This is a genomic window from Kluyvera sp. 142486 (assembly GCF_046569695.1).
Lineage (GTDB): Bacteria > Pseudomonadota > Gammaproteobacteria > Enterobacterales > Enterobacteriaceae > Kluyvera.
Genome location: NZ_JBKHUI010000029.1, coordinates 1 through 18,885 on the forward strand (window position 1 = coordinate 1; position 18,885 = coordinate 18,885).

Genomic DNA, 18,885 nt, shown 5'->3' on the forward strand with positions numbered 1-18,885 from the left:
ACCTTCACCGACCAGCTCAGATCCGCCTGCACCGTCGCGGTAAAGGTCTGGTCACCGATGGTGATTTGTACTTCATCCCAGCGCACCACGTCCTCGCCGGTGACGCGCCCGGTCAGCTCCGTCTCCGCCTTCTGGCTTTCTTCCAGGTTGATCACCCCGTCGCCGGTCACATCATCAATAACGATGGTCACCTCCGGCAGGGTGGTAGCCATTGATACCGAACTTTCAGCGCTCGCGGTTGCCTGATTGCCATACTGATCATAAGTCGTCACGCTGGCATGAACATCGCCAGTCGCCACTAAATCGCTGGTATTCACCTCCACCGACCATCGTCCATCAATACCGACTTTTGTTTGATATTCATTACCGTTAACCGTCACGGTTACCGTATCCCCTGGGCGCACATCCAACCCAGTCGTACCACTGATTTCGGTCTTCACCTGGTCGGCTTCATGTTTATTAATAACGTTATCACCCGCAATCACATCAATCGTGATACTGGCTTCAGGCAATGGGTGAGGTTCATCATTGCTGCTGCTAACGACATCCGGTTTTAACAGCGTGACGTCTTCCACCGGCGCAATCGTCGCCGTATCCAGCCCTTCTGTCGGATAGCCTGCGGTTGGATCAAGGATTTCACCTGTCAGGTCGAGGATGACGTGGGTATGGCCGCTATGGTCACCCGTCGGTGCGGATGAAGAATCGATAATGGTGCTGTTACCTGCAGCCGTTGCTTCAAGAATTTGGGTTGGGTCAGCACCTTCAGCAATCGCCTGCTGCGCTGCGGCAATGGCCTGCGGGTCAACATCAGCAGAGGCAGATGCCGACGTTGCCTCGCTGCCCCATTCACTTCCACGGCCCAGATCCATATTTTTGCCATTGGGAAGCGTAACGGTCACCGCTCCCTGATCGGTTACGACTAATTCCCCGCGCATAACCTGCTCACCTTCCGTTGCCAGACGACGAGTACCATTAGACGCGACGATCCATACCTGTCCCATAACTGCCTTTATCGTTCCTATAATCGCTGACATAACTGTCTCTCCTTAGAATGCAAATTACGCGGTAGAAAATGGAATAGCCCACTTCTCAATCATGCTTATCGTATTAATTACGTATCCATTGTTGGCGCTAGACATCAGTCTAAATTTTTAAACTCCAAATATATATATCATTCATCGCATTAGTAATAATATTCATGTGTTATTTTTGTATTTATTTTAATAGTATCTATTTTATTGGATTTTTCTCTTTAAGCATTAACTTAAGCAATGATGATAGATTAGTTAAACGAGAGTAAAGCCAACTCAGACCAATTCGCATAACAATGATTTTATTGATAATCTCACAAAAAATAATAATTTATGCATTGTAGAAAAAAACCTAATCCCCATTATTTCTTTATGATTTCAAACACCTTTCATGTGGATTTTTTAAGAATTATACGTGATTATTATCAGCTGTGATTATAAAGAATTATTAAAGACTTATATAAGCAATTCCTGCATGTATATCTGGTAAATTGCCTCAGTAATCAAGTATTGTAATGTCTTTGGAGTCATTTCCCGGAATTTCAGGATAAGAAAGAGCTAACCACCTTAGCCGGGTTTGTTATTAAGGATATAACTTATGACGCTACATTCCACAGCGGCTCACGAAAATGACGTAACAGAGCGACAAGACGAGATTAATTTTGATCAGCGCGAGCTCTGTGACGATCCGCTGCTTGATAGTCTGATAACCATTTGTACGCTACACGGGAAAGCCTCCAGCCGCGTGTCACTGACGGCGGGTTTACCGCTGAGAAACAACCGCCTTACGCTTCCCGTTTTTCCTCGTGCAGCAGCGCGGGCCGGGCTGCGAGTGCGAATGCTCAAACGCGAACTGGGCAAGATCAACGCATTGTCATTACCCGCTATTCTTATCCTGAAGAATAACCGTACCGCGGTGTTGTTTGGATGGAATGAAAATGGGCAGGCTCGGCTGCTGACCGGGGACACCAACGGCGGAGAGGTTGTCGTAGAGCCGTCCGTGCTGGCTGAAGAATACTCCGGCGTCACGCTGTTTATCCAACCCATTCACCAAAGCGAAAGAACCAAAACCAGCCTGCTTCCGCGTACCCGAACCTGGTTTCGCGATACGCTGAAGCTGTCACGCTTTCTCTATGTCGATGCTATTGTCGCCAGCTTCCTGATTAACGTCATTGCGCTCTGTACGCCATTGTTTGTCATGAACGTATACGACCGTGTGGTCCCCAATCAGGCCACGTCCACACTCTGGGTACTGGCAATCGGTATCACGGTCGCCTTCTTATTTGACCTCTTACTGAAAACGCTGCGCTCGCGCTGCCTGGATATCGCCGGTAAGAAAACCGACATGATTGTCTCTGCGTCGCTGTTTGAGCGCATCACCGGCATGGCCATAAAAGCACGCCCGGCGCGCATGGGTAGCTTTGCTCAAAATATCCATGAAATTCAATCGTTACGCGATTTCCTCTCGTCATTAACCATGGCAACGCTTATCGATATGCCCTTCACGCTGCTGATGCTACTGGTGATTGGCGTTATCGGCGGGCCGCTGGTGTTCATTCCTTTAGTCGCCTTCCCTCTGGCTCTGGCCGTAAGTTGGGCCATCCAGAAACCGCTGAACCAGACTATTGATGACACCATGAAGCTGGCCTCTGAACGGCAAGCGGTGTTGATTGAAACGCTCAGTGGCCTGGATGCGATGAAGGCCAATAACGCCCAGAGCGAGCGCCAGTACATGTGGGAAAGCACGCTGGTGACCCTCAGCAAAAAAGAGCTGCGTGTGAAAACGCTCTCCACGCTCGCCGTTAACTTTACCGCCTGGTTACAACAATTCTCAGGCGTAGCGATGATCGTGGCGGGCGTCTATCTGATTATTGATGGTCAGCTCAGCATGGGGGGCTTGATTGCCTGCTACATGCTTAACGGGCGCGCACTGGTGCCGATGGGCCAGTTAAGCGGGCTTGTCACCCGCTATCAGCAGGCCAAAATGACGATGAAAACCACGGAAGATATGATGGACCTGCCTCAGGAACGTCAGGACGATCGCCCGTTGGTCGCCCGTGAGAAATTGCAGGGCGGCATCACCTTCCAGAACGTCACTTTTACCTACCCGGGCCAGAAGCGCCCTTCGCTCAATGGCCTCTCCTTTACCATCGCCCCTGGGGAACGCGTCGGGATTATCGGCCGTAGCGGCTCGGGGAAAAGCTCGCTAGCAAAACTGATTATCGGCTTTTATCAACCCGACTCCGGTGAAATTCTGCTGGACGGTATGGATGCCAATCAAATTGATGTGAACGATGTGCGCCATAACATTGGCTACGGGCCGCAGGATATTCACCTGTTCAGCGGCACGCTGCGCGAAAACTTGATCAGCGGCGCCAGCTATGTCGAAAACGAGGCACTGCTTCGGGCATCGCAACTGGCGGGCGTCCATGAGTTCGCACGCAAGCACCCGGACGGCTACAACATGCAGGTGGGCGAGCGAGGCCTCAACCTCTCCGGCGGCCAGCGTCAGGCGGTAATGCTGGCGCGCGCGCTGCTGTTAGAGCCACCGGTGTTGTTGCTCGATGAGCCAACCAGTTCCATGGACAACACCACGGAAGATAGCGTGCGTCGCGCGCTGATGGACTCCACCAAAGGGCGGACGTTGCTGCTGGTCACGCATCGTGCCTCCATGCTTTCCCTCGTCGATAGACTGATCATCATTGACCGTGGACGCATTATTGCTGACGGCCCAAGAGAGAACGTCCTGGTCGCGCTGAAGAAGGGGCAAATCCATGCGACACAATAAATGGCTGAAAATCCTGCTGCGTCGGTTAGGACTGGGCTATAACGACAACGATCTCACGATTAATGGCATCAACGGGCTCGTGATGGCGGATGGGCCACGTTCAGCCCGCACCACTCTGTGGTCATGCCTGGCGTTCTTTATTGTCTTAATCATCTGGGCAGCCAACGCGCAGATTGATGAGGTTGCCCGAGGAGATGGTAAGGCTATCCCATCATCACGTCTGCAAAAGGTCCAGAACATGGAAGGCGGCATCGTTTCCGAAGTCTTCGTCCATGAAGGTCAGGTGGTGGAAGCCGGGCAGCCTTTACTGCGGCTCGACGACACGCGCTTTAAATCGAATGCCGGTGAAAGTGAAGCTGACCGCTACGCCTTAATGGCGCAAATTTCACGGCTGGAAGCGCAAATTGCGGATAAACCTCTCGTACTTAGCGACGATATTGAGCGTGAAGCGCCGAATATTGCCAGCGGCGAGCGGGCGCTGTTCAATACGCAACGTGCGCGCTTTAGCAGCGAAATTGCGGGGCTGGAAGAGCAGTTATCACAGAAAAAACAGGAACTGCTCGATTATGAAGCCAAAAAAACGCAGTTCAGCCATAGCCTGGGGCTCATTCAGCAAGAAGTCAGAATGTCAGAGCCGCTGGTCAAAGCCGGGGCGATTTCAAAAGTTGAAATACTTCGCCTGCGCCGCTCTGAAGTCGATACCCGCGGCCAACTCGACTCCATCGTGCTCGCCATTCCTCGGGCCCGGTCGGCGGTAAAAGAGATAGAAAATAAGATTGCCGAGTCTCGCGGGCGCTATCACAGCGAAATGCTGGGGCAGTTAAATGAAGCCCGCACCAATCTGGCCAAAATTGAGGCCAGCGGCAAAGCCATTGAAGACAGAGTCAATCGTACATTAGTGACCTCACCCGTACGCGGAATTATCCAGCAAATGCTGGTCACCACCATTGGCGGCGTTATTCAGCCCGGCAGCGAACTGGTTGAGATCGTTCCGCTGGATGACAGTCTGCTGGTTGAGGCCAAAATAAGGCCGCAAGATATTGCGTTTCTTCATCCTGGGCAAAAAGCGATGATCAAATTTACCGCCTATGACTACACCATCTATGGCGGCCTGCAAGGCTCTCTGGAGCATATTAGTGCTGATACCATCACGGACAAAGAGGGGCGTAGTTTTTATCAAATTCGCTTAAGAACGGATCGTAATTATCTCGGTAGTGAGGAAAAGCCGCTGTTAATTATTCCGGGAATGGTGGCTTCTGTCGATATCATGACAGGGAAGAAAAGCGTACTCAGTTATCTGTTAAAACCAATATTAAGAGCGAAGTCAGAAGCACTTCAAGAACGATAGTACCCCTATATACGATGGAAATTGATGAAAGGATAACATTATGAACAAACACATTCGGGTATTAACCAGTCTCTCTCTGCCGCTGCTGTTCGTTAACAACGTTAGCGCGGCCACGCTCGAACAGGCCGTCAAAGACAGCTTGCTCTGGCACCCGCAGGTGAGCGCGTCGGTCAACAGCCGCTATTCTGCCGATGAAGATTTACGGGCGGCAAAAGGCGGTTATCTGCCAACCTTAAATCTCTCCGCCGGCACCGGCTGGGAGCAGACCGATAACTCCAGCACCCGTGCAGCCAACGATCACCGTCGCAACCTGAACCGCAGCGAATCCAGCCTTAACCTGCGCCAGAATGTGTTTAACGGCTTCGCGACCACCAGCGAAGTGGCCCGGCAAAAGGCGACCGTGAACTCCCGGGCGTACACGGTGATGAACACCAGTGAAGTGACTGCGCTGAATGCGATTCAAAGCTATCTCGACGTTCTGATGCGTCAAAAAATGGTGCAACTGGCACAAAATAACCTGAAGAGCCACGAGCGCGTTTTTGACCAAATCCGTCTGCGTACCGAACAGGGCGTAGGCCGTAAGGCTGACTTTGAGCAGGCGCAGGCGCGTCTGGCACAGGCGAAAAACAACCTGCTGACCGAACAAACCAACCTCGAAGATGCCCAGGCCAACTATTACAGCGTGGTCGGTAAAGAGGCGAGCGGCCTGTCAATGCCGATGACCACCAAAATCCCTGGTTCTCAGGCGGAAGCCCGTAAGCAGATGCTGGAAAACAGCCCGCTGCTCAAGCAGGCCGATGCGGACGTTGAAGCCACCCGCCAACAGTATGAAGCCGCGAAATCCCGCTTTTACCCGAGCGTGGATATCGACCTTGGCCGTCGTATGGATAACAACGTCGACGGTACGCGCGGCCACGATCAGGAGTGGCAGGCGATGGTTCGCATGAACTACAACCTGTTTAACGGCGGCAGCGATAAAGCACAGTTGTCATCTTATGCCTACAAAATGCAGGAAGCGCAGGACGTCAAACGCAACGCTCTTCGCCAGCTGGATGAAGAGCTGCGTCTGTCCTGGAACGCCTGGCAGAACGCCAAACAGCAGGTACCTATCGCCAAAGATTACGCCGATCGCAGCGCCGTGGTGCGCACCGCGTATCAGGAACAGTTCAGCATCGGTGAACGTAGCCTGCTGGATATGCTGGACAGCGAAAACGAAGTGTTCAACGCCCAGCGCCGCTACGTCGAAATGCAGTTTGTGGAGATGTTCACCACCTACCGCATCAACGCGCGCATTGGCGATCTGCTAAAACAGCTGAATATTCAGGCACCAACGGCCGCACAGCCGGTGGAGGAGCAGCAGACGGCGCACAGCAATCTTCCTGAATTGAAATAACCGCTAGCCCATAGCGATGGTCTTCCTCTTCTCTGGCGGTGCCAGGGAAGAGGATGTTTGTTTTCCAACGCTGCGGTTCACTTCACTCGCAGTAAATCGCTATACCTCGTTGTGTATCGCGGCGATAGCATCTCTCTTTTCATTTGCCACTCCTGCTGAATGCCCTGCCCGGCAAAATAGAGCGTCCCCTTCCCGGCTTTCGTGTTGATACGGTCCAGCACCTCCATCAGCGGCGCACTGTTACGCCTTGGTGCGTTATCATCAAACAGGTCGAGTTGCACGATGCCCTGGCTGTAAAAATCCCCCAACATCACGCCCGCCTTTTGATAGCGATGACCGCTCTGCCATATAGCCTCCAGACAGCGTGTAGCGGCAGCGACAATATCGCGGGTGTCCTGCGTGGGCGTAAGGAGCTTCACGGATGCGCTGTTCGCATAGTACGGCGCTCTTTCTGCAAACGGAGACGTTTTCACAAACGCAGAAACAAACCGGCAGTACTGATGCTCGCCACGCAGTTTCTCCGCCGCGCGGACGGCATAGCTGCAGATAGCCTGCCGCATCTGCTCGTAATCGGTAATCCGTTCGCCAAACGATCGGGAACAGATAATTTCCTGCTTCACGGGAGCAAACTCTTCCAGCGCAAAGCACGGTTCGCCGCGCAGTTCGCGTACCGTTCGTTCCAGCACCACGCTAAAGTGCTTCCTGATAAAACGAATATCGGTGTCCGCCAGTTCAAGCACGGTTTTGATCCCCATCGCCTGCAGCGATCGACTTATCCGACGCCCAATCCCCCACACCTCATCAACCGGCAGTGCGGCCATCAGCTTACGCTGGTTCTCCACGTTAGACAGGTCAACAACGCCATCGGTCTGCTGCTGCCACCGCTTGGCGGCATAATTGGCCAGCTTCGCCAGCGTTTTGGTCTGCGCGATGCCGACACCCACGGTCAGGTGCGTGCGCTGACGCACGGTGCGGCGGATCTCCCGACCAAAATCCACCAGCTCACGGCAGTTGCTGACGCCCGTCAGGTCGCAGAATGACTCGTCAATTGAATACACCTCGCACCGGGGAGACATCTCTTCAAGGGTGCTCATCATCCGCAGGCTCATATCGGCGTACAGCTCGTAGTTACTGGAAAAAAAATGGACGCGTTCGGGAAACGCCACCCCTTTTAGCCGGAACCAGGGCGTTCCCATTTTGATGCCAAGCGCTCTGGCGGCCTGGCTACAGGCGATAACGCAGCCGTCATTATTGCTCAGCACGCATACCGGCTTGCCCTTAAGGTCTGGCCGGAACACGGTCTGGCAGCTGGCGTAAAACGAGTTCGCATCAACAAGGGCAAACATCAGCCGACCGTCTTCAGGATATGCGTGACGACGCCAAAAATATCCAGCAAGCCCTCGTCACTGAACTGAATCGGCCTATTAGAATCATGCATAATTTATTATCGCTCAAATTACTGTATATAAATACAGTAGATCAAGTATTAGCGAAGGTGCAAGCGGCTTTCAGGGCGATAAACCAAACCCCCTGAAGTTTTAGATAATTTAGTCAACCGCCAGTGTGTGCGTGCCCCGGCAGCGTGGCGAGTGCAGTCGGCATGGCAGTGGTTTATTAAATGGCTCTACCGCTGTCGGAACCAGAATAAATTCCGGCTCCGGCAGCGGTTTTTTCTCATGATCGACTTATCAGTCTAAGGCTCATACGCCGCACTATGGAAATCAATTTCCCACTGCAGCACTTCACCATATAGCGCTGACAGCGTTTGTTTTTCGCTCTCACTGAGCGCTACAGCACAGCGATCCAACTCATTCTTCAGCCAAAGCGCCTGCTGATAAAACGCGTCTTCCGCATGCATTTCCACCCAGTGCCGAACGTCAGCATCGCTTTGATGGCGCTCATTTACTCGCCGACACCAGGCGTAATACATCCATTCAGCGCCGAACATCAGGGTAATAATCTGCTCATAGCTGCCTTGCTGAGCGGTTCGCAACATACCATCGCGGAAACGCTGCACGCCGGGCAGATCGTCCGGATAATCGGCAGGATTAATCCGGCGTTCCGCTAATACCCGTTCAAACCAGGCTATCTGCGTATCGACCAAAGCATTCAGTACACCAACCAGCCAACGCTGCTGCTGAATACCCGGCGCTTTGCTGATTCCCAGGGCAAAAATTGCAATCGCCGTGGCGACAAAGTTCCCCTCGAAGACAAGGTAGCGGTTAAACACCGTTGTTGGCAGACGATCCTGCTCAATATCAACCACAAAACGATGCTGCTGCATGGCCTGCCAGACCTGCTCATGCTCACGTAGCAGTCGCTCGGTAAAGGGTTCCATTATGCTTCCTCCAGCGCTGCCTGAGCGATAGACATAAAATGTTTTACCCGAGCCAAATCAACGTCGTTCCACCAGACACCGTCCACCTTCATCGTACTGGCAACGATCACCCCCTGAGTACGCCCCAGAATCTGACAAACGTTAGCCGGCGTCACTCCAGAACCGACCAACAACGGTAACTCCGTCGCTGCGCGAATTTCATCGATTTCTTCCATAGTGGCGCTATCGCCCGTGCGTTGACCGGTGGCGATCACCGCATCGGCTTCAAAAAAATCGACATCGCGAGTCAGCTCCTGAATCGAACGATCGGCAACGATGGCATGGCTACCATGTTTGACATGGCTATCAGCAAAAACGCGGATATGTTCAGCGCGCAGCATACTACGGTAGCGCAGCGCTTTAGCCGCCGCCCCTTCAATAAACCCTTCATTGGCAATATAGGCGTTAGCCCACTGGTTTACGCGGACGAAATCAGCCCCGCCCGCCAATGCGGTTGCTAGCGCCGGAATCGCTGCATTAGCCAATACGTTAATACCTAGCGGAACACCAAAGCGTTCGCGCACTTTCTCGGTAATGACCGCCATCAGTGCCGATGTTTCATGACCAATATCTTCTGGTTTGGAAAAAGGAATATCGCCATGGTTTTCAACAATCAAACCATGAACGCCGCCTGAGATATAATTTTCCGCATCGCGAAGCGCACGCTCAATAATATTTCCAACTGATTTCCCTTGATATTTAGGCGTTCCAGGAAAGGGATCGCAATGAATTACACCAATAACTGCTTTCTTACGTGAAAAAATAGCTTGTATTGCATTCGTTTTTTCTGCTGAGATAGCAACCATCTTATCCATCCTATTAAGGAAACACTATGCGTGTTTACGTTACTGGTAATATTACCGTAGATGAAACCTGGTCCATTACGGACATACCTAAAAAAGGCTCATCAATTCATGGAATTAAAGTATCACAAGATATTGGCGGTAAAGGCGCGAATCAGGCGATCATATTATCCCGTTGCGGAATAGACACACGTTTAATTGCCGCCACGGGAAGTGACAGCAACGGTATCTGGATCCGTCAGCAAATAAAAGGTGAGACGTTATCGCTACTACCCGATTTTCATGTCAATCAACATAGTGACACCTCGATTATTTTAAATAGTGATGATGGTGATAATGCCATTATTACTACCACCGCTGCCGCCGATACATTTGGCATTGATGATATTATCTCGCACATGGCTGACGCCGCAGTCGGTGATATTTTGCTACAACAGGGTAATTTCTCTCTGGATAAAACTCGCACCCTGTTCCAGTTTGCCAAAACACGCGGTATGACTACGGTATTCAACCCTTCACCGGTTAATCCTGATTTTTGCCATCTGTGGCCACTGATCGATATCGCCGTGGTCAACGAATCAGAGGCCGAACTGTTACAGCCTGATGGCCTGAAAACCTTAATTATTACCCAGGGCGCAGTTGGGGCCTGGTTAGTTCGGGACGGCCAGCGCCAGTTCTGCCCCGCCGTCCCCGCCGAGGCGCTTGATACCACCGGTGCAGGAGACACTTTCCTTGCCGTCATGCTAGCGTCCTCGCTGCGGCGTGGGGTAGCGCCCGATACCCTGGCACTTACCCACGCTAGCCTTGCTGCCGCGATTACCGTTAGCCGTCGGGGTACCTACAGCGCGTTTCCAGCCAACCATGAACTTGCCGCCCTGCTATCAATGGGCGGCATGTAATAACCTACTTAAACAGCGAACGGTAAGTATCAACGTTCGCTTTGGTTACCACCGTGGCCGGTACCAGAATGGTCTTCGACACGGTTTTACCCGACGTGATACTGTTGAGTGCATTCAGGGCTTCTGCGCCCATTTTTTCAGGATCCTGCTGCAGCACGGCGGTAACGTAGCCACTATCAATACCCGAAATCGCCTTCGCCGTCAGATCCCAGCCAAAGACTTTAATGTCCTTCTGGCGCCCCTGATTTTCCACAGCAGCAATAGCACCCAGCAAGGCTGGTTCACCCGTTGCATATATCGCCGTCAGATCGGGATTGCCGGTAATCAGGTTCTCCGCCGCGGTCATCGCTTTATCCTGCACGTTTTGTCCGTCAACAACGTTCGCGACCGTAATTTTAGGATTACTTTTCAGCGCCTCTTCGAAGCCTTTCTGCCGCTGGTTTTGAATAGCTGAATTTAACGCCCCAACAATCCCCAGACGCGCCTGGCTGCCCATCTCTTTTTGCACATAATCAACGAAGTATTTACCAATAATTCGCCCACCTTCAATATTATCAACGCCGACTTGAGCAGCCTGAGGCCCGGCGGGTAATACGGCATCAATAGCAATGACAGGAATGTTCGCCGCCGCAGCTTCTTTGACCGCTGGCATAATTCCGTTAACGTCGATAGCGGCAACCAGAATGCCTTTAACGCCTTGCTGAATATAGTTTTCAATCGCATCATTTTGCGCAACGGGATTATCATTAGAGTTGAAAATAACTAAATTTTTGCCGCTCGCTTTTGCTGCATCCTGCGCGCCTTTATTCATCAGATTAAAGAACAGAGCCTGCTGATTGATCTGCACCAATGCATAAGTTGGGTTTTCAGCATTGGCTGCAGAAATAAAACTCACTGATGCCAGCATCGTCGTCGCTATAGCAATAAAACGCAGTTTTCCGGTGTTAAGTAACATCATCAGTATCCTCGTCGGGAATTGTTGATAGCCAGCAGAGTTCCGCGTTACATACGAACGCAGAAGGATTATGTTTTGGCGGGCAAATATCGAGTTTGTAGCCAGAACAATCGAAAACGGTTCGGCTAGATCCCGCTTTACAACATTCCGGCAACCGGTCCGTTTCGGTGCGCGACTGGAACGTCTAAAGCTGGTTTGGGAATGACTTCCCGGATGATGCGGTAAACTGCCTATACAATTCTCTGCCGATTAAAATTTGTCAAGCATTAATTTCACGCCATGGTTACCCAAGAAATTGCTGTATCCACGGCGCTTAACTATGTTACAGATAGCCGATTCTGGCAGAAATGGCGCAGCAAATGAGTATAAAACGCGTATTGCTATCCGATGTGGCAAAGCTGGCAGGGCTATCTAAAGCGACGTTGTCACGCTATATGAACAACAGCATTGTGCTGCCGCAGGACACTATCGATCGTATTGAAACGGCTATCCACGAACTGGACTATCGCGGCAACAGCCTCGCACGTCGCCTGAGCAAAGGGGGAAGCGAAACGCTTGGGCTGGTGTTACCTGATATCACCAACCCCTTCTTTGCCGAACTGGCCGATGCTGCCGAAGAGGCCGCTTCTGCCAGCGGTTACAGCCTGGTGCTGTGCATCACCCGCAACAATCCTGATAAAGAGTGTCAGTTTATTCGCTGGCTGGATACCTGCCAGGTCGATGGCCTATTGTTCACCACTAACCGACCGGATAACGGTCTGTTGCGGAAAGAAATTCAGCGCCATGAACGCATCGTGCTGCTGGATGAAGATATTCCCGGCAGTAAGGTACCGAAAGTCTTTGCTGATAACGTACAGGGTGGGCGAATTGCCACTGAAAAGCTGATCGCCGCCGGGCATCGCCATATTGCCTTCGTTGGTGGGCCAGACAAATTGATGAGCGTCCGCGAGCGTTATCAGGGATTCTGCACCGCTATGGAGCAAGCGGGCCTGAGCTGGCCACCGGAATGGATCATGTATGGCGACTATCGGCGAGAATTCGGCCAGCAGGCGCTGCACCACCTGTTTAGCCAGCCGATCCGCCCTACCGCTGTCTTTGCTGCTAGTGACTATCTGGTGCTGGGCCTGCTCGACGGGTTACGTGCCAGCGGGCTGCAGGCACCGGCAGCACTGTCGCTAGTCGGTTTCGATGATGCCAACTATGCCGACTTCACCCAGCCCCGCATCTCAACTATCCGCCAACCCGCCCGGGAGCTGGGCCATACGGCAGTGAACATCATGCTGCGCCTGCTCAACAACGAGAAAGATATCCCTGCGGAAACCCGTCTGCCGGTTGAATGGGTCGGCCGCGACTCGATCAAGATTTGTTAAGCTCGTCCCAAAATGGCGCAAAAGCGCCCAATTTTGGCGCAAAAAACGATCAATTCAAAAACCGTTCACTATAATCAGTAAACCGGTTTACCGACATGGCATAAATAAATTCTATTTATTACATAGCGTTAAATCACAGGGCTGCTGTGTTGTTTCTGCCCTGGCACGGATGCTGCAATGTTCTTACTGGCGAATAAATATCTTAAATAGCGTTGGCCTGGCTGTGCTTATGAGTGCTTCATTCATCAGGTAAACCGGTTTACTAGATTGTAAATCGTGTTGAATGAAGTATCTCGCGCAGGTTGGGCGAACATTTTCCCGGCAATAGCAATGGGAGTTATCAGATGCAGCAGCCACACACTACCCCGCCAAGGGTGGAGATGATTAATATCACCAAGACCTACGGGTCGATACGTTCATTGCGCGGTGTCAACCTGGAGCTGGCACCTGGTGAAGTACTGGGTTTGGTGGGCGATAACGGCGCGGGTAAATCCACCCTGACCAAAGTGTTATCTGGCGCGGTAATCCCTTCCAGCGGCACGATTCGTATCGACGGCGAACAGCACCAGTTTACCAATCCAGCGGATTCTCGCCGCTGTCATATCGAGATGGTGTATCAGGATCTGTCGCTATGCGACACGGTTGACGTCGCAGGCAATCTGTTTATGGGCCGCGAGCCGATGAAATCCGTTCTCGGTATCCCTTTTCTCGACGAGGCCAGAATGCATGCCGATGCCCGTGAGATGCTAAAAGGGCTAGGCATTTCTATTCCCGATACCCGCCTGCTGGTCAGGAACCTCTCCGGCGGCCAACGCCAGGCCATTGCCATCGCCCGCGCGGCGGCCTTTGACCCGAAGGTGCTGATTATGGACGAACCCACCGCCGCGCTTGCCGTCGCGGAAGTTGAAGCGGTTCTGGAACTCATCCGCCGTGTTTCCGCTCGTGGCGTGAGCGTGATTCTGATTACTCACCGCTTGCAGGACCTGTTCCTGGTCTGTGACCGAATCATGGTCATGTATGAAGGCACCAACGTCGCCGACCGGCGCGTCGCTGACACCAGTCTAAGCGATATCGTTAATCTGATTGTGGGCGAAAAGTTCACCGCCCGCTCTGCGGCCGCACATTGAGGTAACAGGATGAGTATCATGAACTTAAGCAGCTCTCGCATGATCCAGCATTCGCTGCCGCGCCGCCTGCTGCACAACCACTCTGGCGTCGTCAGCATCGCGCTGTTTTTTGTTTTCTGTTGCGTGGTGTTTTCGCTGATCACCAGTAATTTCCTCACCGGTACCAACTGGCTGAATATCATTCGTCAGAGCGCCCCGCTGCTGATCGTGGCGACTGCAATGACGCTGGTGATTACCACCGGTGGCATAGACCTGTCGGTAGGTTCCACTCTGGCGCTGGTTGGCGCGCTTTCCGCTATCGCGCTGAATAACTGGGGATTGCCGTGGCCGGTTGTCCTGCTCGGCGGTCTGCTGCTCGGCGGTCTGGTGGGTGCCATCAACGGGTTCTTTATTGCCTATGAAGGGATACCGGCGTTTATCGTCACCCTTGCCACTCTGGCCGTGGTTCGCGGCATCGCGCTATTGGTGACTCAGGGCTACTCCATTCCCGTCCCGGCAGACAGCCTGTTTACCTTTATAGGGCGCGCCTGGGTTGTGGGCATCCCGATGCCAGCGGTGATTGGTATTATGATTCTGGTTATCGGACATATCGTCCTGAATCATATGCGCTTTGGCCGTTACGTTACCGCCATCGGTGCTAACGCAGAAGGCGCACGACGCAGCGGTATTAACACGAAAGCCGTGACCATGAAGGTGTACATCATCAGCGGGATGGCCGCCGCACTGGCTGGAATGATTATTACCGCACGCCTCGGCAGCGGGTCTTCCAACCAGGGCGAAGGCTTCGAACTGCAGGTGATTGCCGCCGTAGTGCTCGGCAGCACCAGCCTGTTTGGCGGCTTCGGTACCATTATTGGCACGTTACTCGGCGCGTTGTCGATTGCGGTCATTCAGAACGGGCTGATCCTGTCGCATATTTCACCGTTCTACACCCAAATAGCTACCGGTACCATCATCCTGCTGGCTATCTGGCTGAACACGCGCATTCTCAACCCCACGCGATCTGCGGCAAAAGGATAACCGATGAAAGGATCAATTTTTCGTCATCCTACTCCGCTGCCAGTCGGCGTCAGCAGCGGTTATGCCATGACGGTATTAGGGCCGCTGCCCATTAGTGAGATGGGCGTTACGCTGATGCATGAGCACATCCTGCTGGATGCCTCCGGGAAATGGGTGCCGCCCTGTTGTTGTAGCGATCGCCATCTTGCTGAAATGCCGGTGAAGATGGAAAACCTCGGCGAACTGTCGCTGAATCCGCTGATGAGTCGTGATAACTGCCAGCTATTTGACGTCGATGTGGCGATTGAAGAGCTGACTAAATATCGCGCCCTTGGCGGAGAGACGGTGGTTGATCCGACCAATATCGGCATTGGCCGCGATCCGAAAGCGCTGGCGCGTATCGCTCGCCTGACCGGGCTCAACATTATTATGGGTACCGGCCTCTATCTGGAGCCGTCGCACCCTGAGTGGGTGAAAACCAGCAGCGTCGAGCAGTTAACCGAGCGGTTAATCTACGATCTCGGCGGCGCAGAGGAGAAACCGGAGGTGCTGGCCGGGCTGATCGGGGAAATTGGCATCTCCAGCCGCTTTACCTCAGATGAAGAGAAGTCTCTGCGCGCAGCCGGCCGGGCAAGCGCCGCAACCGGTGTGCCGATCGAGGTCCATCTGCCCGGCTGGGAACGGCTGGGGCACCAGGTGCTGGATATTCTCGAGCAGGAAGGTGCCGATCTACGTCATACGGTGCTGTGCCATATGAATCCCAGCTTCGCCGATAAGCGCTACCAGCGCGAGTTAGCACAGCGCGGGGCGTTTCTCGAATATGACATGATCGGTATGAGCTACTACTACGCCGACGAGTCGGCACAGTCGCCTTCCGATGAAGAGAACGCCCGCGCCATTCGCGAGCTGATTGACGATGGCTATATTCAGCAGATTTTACTCTCACAGGATGTGTTCCTGAAAACCATGCTCACCCGCTACGGCGGTCACGGCTACGGCTACATACTCAAACATTTTGTTCCCCGCTTACGTCGTCACGGCGTTAACGGGGAACAACTCGAAACCCTGATGATTGGAAATCCCCAACGGGTCTTTGGCGGATAAAAGGAAAGTCATAATGCAGAAGAAAATTTTACTGGTGGGTGAATCCTGGACCAGCACATCAACGCACGTTAAAGGCTTCGACCAGTTTGCCACCGCGACCTGGCACACCGGGGCAACGGACTTTTTGGCCGCGCTAGCCGATAGCCATTACGCCATTACCTATATGCCTGCCCACGCGGCAGCGGTCGAGTTTCCGCTGACGCTGGAAGCGCTACAGCAATGGGATGCCATTATTCTCTCGGATATTGGTGCCAATACTCTGCTTTTGCACCCGGATACCTGGCTGAAAAGCCGCCGTACCGCCAACCGATTAACGCTACTGCATGACTACGTTGCGGCGGGCGGCGCGCTGATGATGATTGGCGGCTACTACAGCTTCCAGGGTATTAACGGCGGCGCGCGTTATCGTAATACCGCAGTAGAGAAAGTACTGCCGGTTCGTTGTCTGGCATGGGACGATCGTATTGAAACCCCAGAGGGTTGTTATGCCGAAATGACGGAGCCCCACGCGCTCTTTAACGATCTTCCCGCTGAATGGCCGTGGCTGCTGGGTTATAACGAAGTGGAAATGCACCCGGAAGGCAAACTGCTGGCGACCGTTGCGGGCACTAGTCACCCGCTGCTGGCCATTCGCGAATATCAACAAGGTCGTTCTCTGGTCTGGACCAGCGATATGTCAGCGCACTGGCTACCGGAAGAGTTTGCCAAATGGCCGGGCTACCGCCAGCTGTGGGTTAACTGCCTCGACTGGCTGACGGAACGCGACTGATGGGCGCAACTCTCGAACTCGCCCAGCATCTGCTGGGCTTTAATACCATTAACCCACCTGGCAACGAAACCGACTGTATGCAGTTCTTTGCCGATTGGCTTCGCGATAATGGCTTTGAGGTTTCGCTCTCATCATTCGGTTCAAGACGCAGCAATCTGATCGCCACACTTCCCGGTGCAAAAGCCGGGAAACCGCTGGCCTTTACCGGCCATCTGGATACCGTACCGCTCGGTAATGCACAGTGGCTGTACGATCCTTTCGGCTCGCAGGTTGACGGCACACGCCTTTACGGTCGCGGTTCCAGCGATATGAAGGCGGCAGTGGCGGCGTTTGCCATCGCCTGCGTACAGCATCGGGACGCTATTCTCGCCGGGCGCGGTGCGGTCCTGCTGATTACCGGCGGAGAAGAAACCGGCTGTGATGGCGCAAGAGCATTAATTGAGTCCGGCGCGTTACCGGAGATCGGTGCGCTGATCGTCGGAGAACCTACCGCCAATTACCCCGTCATCGGACACAAAGGCGCACTGTGGCTACGCTGTGAAACCCGAGGGAAAACCGCGCACGGCGCGATGCCCGAACTGGGAATTAATGCTATCTATCTGGCGGCGGATGCGCTGGGCAAGATTCAGCATTTTTCACCAGGTGCACCGCATCCGTTAATGAAGCAACCCACGCTTAACGTCGGACGCATTGAGGGTGGACTAAATATCAATTCCGTGCCGGATCGCACGCGTTTTGATGTCGATATCCGCAGCGCGCCCAATTTACAGCACGCCACCATTCGTCAGCAACTCACCACGCTGTTGGGCGAGAACGTGACGGTCACCACGTTGGTCGATTTGCCTGCGGTATTAAGCGAGGAAAATCACGCCTGGATAAAGCAGGTTTATCAGCGCTGCCAACCACTGCACAATAAACCGCTTGAGCCACGCGTCGTCCCCTACTTTACCGACGCCTCTCTGCTATTGCCCGCGCTGGGTAACCCACCCTGCATTATTCTCGGCCCTGGCGAACCTGCGATGGCGCATCAAACCGACGAATACTGTCTGCTCAGTCGAATAGACGACGCCGAGCGACTATACGGGGAAATTATCGCTGACTGGATGGCATAGCATCAACAAGGACGAACATCAGCCGACCGTCTTCAGGATATGCGTGACAACGCCAAAAATATCCAGCGAGTCTTCGCCGCTGAACTGAATCGGCGTATAAGCCGGATTTTCAGGAATCAGCATTACCGACGGGTGCGTTTGCAGGCGCTTAACCGTGAACTCACCGTCAACCGCCGCGATCACGACATCCCCATGCTGTGCGGTTTTCGCGCTATCGACCACCAGCAGATCGCCATTGCCAATTCCCGCGCCGCTCATGGAATCCCCAGCGGCGCGGACAAAATAGGTCGCGCTGGGATGCCTTATCACCAGCTTATTTAAATCAATGCGCTGTTCAACATAGTCCTGCGCCGGGCTTGGAAATCCGCAGGGCACGAGGTCACTGAACAACGGTAGCGCAGCCATGTGGCCTGGGCCAGTTGGTGAATAAAACTTCATAATGAACTCACTCTATTGACACTGTTTATGCATACAGTATATATACTGTCGTTATACCCAGTAAAGAGAGGCTAAAAATGTTCGTGGAACTCGTTTATGACAAAAGGAATTTTGAGGGTTTACCTGGTGCAAAAGAGATAATCCTCGGCGAATTAAGCAAGAGAGTGCACCGCATTTTCCCGGATGCCGAGGTTCGGGTAAAACCGATGATGACGCTGCCGGCCATCAACACGGATGCCAGCAAACATGAAAAAGAGCAGATCAGCCGTACGGTGCAGGAGATGTTCGACGAGGCGGAGTTTTGGCTGGTGAGTGAATAACGCGGCGCTGTTATCTTCTCTGGCACAAAACCCGCTACGCGTCGTTAGCGCC

The 18,885-nt window shown here is 53.1% G+C and carries 17 protein-coding genes; 11 read left to right on the plus strand and 6 right to left on the minus strand.

What is annotated here, in order from left to right; genetic code table 11:
* On the minus strand, nt 1-1,001 hold a 1,001-nt coding region (locus ACLGE8_RS21855), incomplete at its 3' end, for a retention module-containing protein (protein WP_411001185.1).
* Between the two features lie 628 nt (nt 1,002-1,629).
* Between ACLGE8_RS21855 and ACLGE8_RS21860 the strand changes: the two genes are divergently transcribed.
* From ACLGE8_RS21860 to ACLGE8_RS21870, 3 genes are read left to right on the plus strand one after another with little or no spacing between them, the layout of a single operon-like run.
* The gene (locus tag ACLGE8_RS21860) at nt 1,630-3,819 is read left to right on the plus strand and encodes a type I secretion system permease/ATPase (RefSeq protein WP_411001186.1); all 2,190 of its coding nucleotides are present in this window, start codon (nt 1,630-1,632) and stop codon (nt 3,817-3,819) included.
* Nucleotides 3,806-5,167, plus strand: coding sequence for an HlyD family type I secretion periplasmic adaptor subunit (locus ACLGE8_RS21865; RefSeq protein WP_411001187.1), 1,362 nt, complete (start codon nt 3,806-3,808; stop codon nt 5,165-5,167). Before ACLGE8_RS21860 ends, ACLGE8_RS21865 begins: the two co-directional genes overlap by 14 nt.
* Nucleotides 5,168-5,207: 40 nt before the next feature.
* Nucleotides 5,208-6,560: a TolC family outer membrane protein gene (locus ACLGE8_RS21870; protein WP_411001188.1), complete on the plus strand. Its 1,353-nt coding sequence runs from the start codon at nt 5,208-5,210 to the stop codon at nt 6,558-6,560.
* Nucleotides 6,561-6,637: 77 nt separating this feature from the next.
* Here the strand turns inward: ACLGE8_RS21870 and ACLGE8_RS21875 are convergent, their stop codons facing one another.
* The 3 genes from ACLGE8_RS21875 to ACLGE8_RS21885 form a co-directional block, all read right to left on the minus strand.
* Nucleotides 6,638-7,906, minus strand: coding sequence for a Y-family DNA polymerase (locus tag ACLGE8_RS21875; RefSeq protein ID WP_411001189.1), 1,269 nt, complete (start codon nt 7,904-7,906; stop codon nt 6,638-6,640).
* Between the two features lie 347 nt (nt 7,907-8,253).
* A complete protein-coding gene (locus tag ACLGE8_RS21880) occupies nt 8,254-8,898 on the minus strand; it encodes a TenA family protein (protein WP_411001190.1) in 645 nt (214 codons plus the stop codon).
* Nucleotides 8,898-9,743 carry a BtpA/SgcQ family protein gene (locus tag ACLGE8_RS21885; protein ID WP_411001191.1) on the minus strand — a complete coding sequence of 282 codons (846 nt, stop codon included), beginning with the start codon at nt 9,741-9,743 and terminating at the stop codon, nt 8,898-8,900. The genes ACLGE8_RS21880 and ACLGE8_RS21885 overlap by 1 nt, the downstream gene beginning before the upstream one ends.
* A 26-nt stretch (nt 9,744-9,769) precedes the next feature.
* Here ACLGE8_RS21885 and ACLGE8_RS21890 point away from each other — a divergent pair, with 26 nt between their 5' ends.
* Nucleotides 9,770-10,639, plus strand: a complete 870-nt coding sequence (locus ACLGE8_RS21890; protein WP_411001192.1) for a ribokinase — start codon at nt 9,770-9,772, stop codon at nt 10,637-10,639.
* A gap of 4 nt (nt 10,640-10,643) precedes the next feature.
* On the opposite strand, the gene ACLGE8_RS21895 is transcribed toward ACLGE8_RS21890, so the two are convergent.
* Nucleotides 10,644-11,597: a substrate-binding domain-containing protein gene (locus ACLGE8_RS21895; RefSeq protein WP_411001193.1), complete on the minus strand. Its 954-nt coding sequence runs from the start codon at nt 11,595-11,597 to the stop codon at nt 10,644-10,646.
* Nucleotides 11,598-11,941: 344 nt separating this feature from the next.
* Here ACLGE8_RS21895 and ACLGE8_RS21900 point away from each other — a divergent pair, with 344 nt between their 5' ends.
* The 6 genes from ACLGE8_RS21900 to ACLGE8_RS21925 all read left to right on the plus strand — a co-directional run bounded on the left by ACLGE8_RS21900 (nt 11,942) and on the right by ACLGE8_RS21925 (nt 18,075).
* Nucleotides 11,942-12,964 (plus strand): LacI family DNA-binding transcriptional regulator, encoded by a 1,023-nt coding sequence (locus tag ACLGE8_RS21900; RefSeq protein WP_411001194.1) that lies wholly within the window; start codon nt 11,942-11,944, stop codon nt 12,962-12,964.
* Nucleotides 12,965-13,344: 380 nt separating this feature from the next.
* Nucleotides 13,345-14,091: an ATP-binding cassette domain-containing protein gene (locus ACLGE8_RS21905; protein ID WP_162180094.1), complete on the plus strand. Its 747-nt coding sequence runs from the start codon at nt 13,345-13,347 to the stop codon at nt 14,089-14,091.
* A gap of 18 nt (nt 14,092-14,109) precedes the next feature.
* A complete protein-coding gene (locus ACLGE8_RS21910; RefSeq protein ID WP_220440619.1) occupies nt 14,110-15,111 on the plus strand; it encodes an ABC transporter permease in 1,002 nt (333 codons plus the stop codon).
* A 3-nt stretch (nt 15,112-15,114) separates the two neighbouring features.
* A complete protein-coding gene (locus ACLGE8_RS21915; protein ID WP_411001195.1) occupies nt 15,115-16,194 on the plus strand; it encodes a phosphotriesterase in 1,080 nt (359 codons plus the stop codon).
* A 13-nt stretch (nt 16,195-16,207) separates the two neighbouring features.
* Complete coding sequence (locus ACLGE8_RS21920) at nt 16,208-16,963, plus strand: glutamine amidotransferase (protein WP_411001196.1); 756 nt, start codon at nt 16,208-16,210, stop codon at nt 16,961-16,963.
* Nucleotides 16,963-18,075, plus strand: a complete 1,113-nt coding sequence (locus ACLGE8_RS21925; RefSeq protein WP_411001197.1) for a M20 family metallopeptidase — start codon at nt 16,963-16,965, stop codon at nt 18,073-18,075. The genes ACLGE8_RS21920 and ACLGE8_RS21925 overlap by 1 nt, the downstream gene beginning before the upstream one ends.
* An 18-nt stretch (nt 18,076-18,093) precedes the next feature.
* On the opposite strand, the gene umuD is transcribed toward ACLGE8_RS21925, so the two are convergent.
* Nucleotides 18,094-18,513 carry a translesion error-prone DNA polymerase V autoproteolytic subunit gene (umuD, locus tag ACLGE8_RS21930; RefSeq protein WP_411001198.1) on the minus strand — a complete coding sequence of 140 codons (420 nt, stop codon included), beginning with the start codon at nt 18,511-18,513 and terminating at the stop codon, nt 18,094-18,096.
* A gap of 77 nt (nt 18,514-18,590) precedes the next feature.
* Here umuD and ACLGE8_RS21935 point away from each other — a divergent pair, with 77 nt between their 5' ends.
* Nucleotides 18,591-18,833, plus strand: coding sequence for a DinI-like family protein (locus ACLGE8_RS21935; RefSeq protein WP_185669985.1), 243 nt, complete (start codon nt 18,591-18,593; stop codon nt 18,831-18,833).
* Nucleotides 18,834-18,885: the final 52 nt, after the last annotated feature.

Bases quoted from the DNA above. Each gene is read 5' to 3' on its own strand.
- ACLGE8_RS21900 (WP_411001194.1), top strand. From the start codon at position 11,942: ATGGCGCAGCAAATGAGTATAAAACGCGTATTGCTATCCGATGTGGCA.
- ACLGE8_RS21925 (WP_411001197.1), top strand. From the start codon at position 16,963: ATGGGCGCAACTCTCGAACTCGCCCAGCATCTGCTGGGCTTTAATACC.
- ACLGE8_RS21880 (WP_411001190.1), bottom strand. From the start codon at position 8,898: ATGGAACCCTTTACCGAGCGACTGCTACGTGAGCATGAGCAGGTCTGG.
- ACLGE8_RS21920 (WP_411001196.1), top strand. From the start codon at position 16,208: ATGCAGAAGAAAATTTTACTGGTGGGTGAATCCTGGACCAGCACATCA.
- ACLGE8_RS21935 (WP_185669985.1), top strand. From the start codon at position 18,591: ATGTTCGTGGAACTCGTTTATGACAAAAGGAATTTTGAGGGTTTACCT.
- ACLGE8_RS21860 (WP_411001186.1), top strand. From the start codon at position 1,630: ATGACGCTACATTCCACAGCGGCTCACGAAAATGACGTAACAGAGCGA.
- ACLGE8_RS21885 (WP_411001191.1), bottom strand. From the start codon at position 9,743: ATGGTTGCTATCTCAGCAGAAAAAACGAATGCAATACAAGCTATTTTT.
- ACLGE8_RS21910 (WP_220440619.1), top strand. From the start codon at position 14,110: ATGAACTTAAGCAGCTCTCGCATGATCCAGCATTCGCTGCCGCGCCGC.
- ACLGE8_RS21875 (WP_411001189.1), bottom strand. From the start codon at position 7,906: ATGTTTGCCCTTGTTGATGCGAACTCGTTTTACGCCAGCTGCCAGACC.
- ACLGE8_RS21905 (WP_162180094.1), top strand. From the start codon at position 13,345: ATGATTAATATCACCAAGACCTACGGGTCGATACGTTCATTGCGCGGT.
- ACLGE8_RS21865 (WP_411001187.1), top strand. From the start codon at position 3,806: ATGCGACACAATAAATGGCTGAAAATCCTGCTGCGTCGGTTAGGACTG.
- umuD (WP_411001198.1), bottom strand. From the start codon at position 18,513: ATGAAGTTTTATTCACCAACTGGCCCAGGCCACATGGCTGCGCTACCG.
- ACLGE8_RS21895 (WP_411001193.1), bottom strand. From the start codon at position 11,597: ATGATGTTACTTAACACCGGAAAACTGCGTTTTATTGCTATAGCGACG.
- ACLGE8_RS21890 (WP_411001192.1), top strand. From the start codon at position 9,770: ATGCGTGTTTACGTTACTGGTAATATTACCGTAGATGAAACCTGGTCC.
- ACLGE8_RS21870 (WP_411001188.1), top strand. From the start codon at position 5,208: ATGAACAAACACATTCGGGTATTAACCAGTCTCTCTCTGCCGCTGCTG.
- ACLGE8_RS21915 (WP_411001195.1), top strand. From the start codon at position 15,115: ATGAAAGGATCAATTTTTCGTCATCCTACTCCGCTGCCAGTCGGCGTC.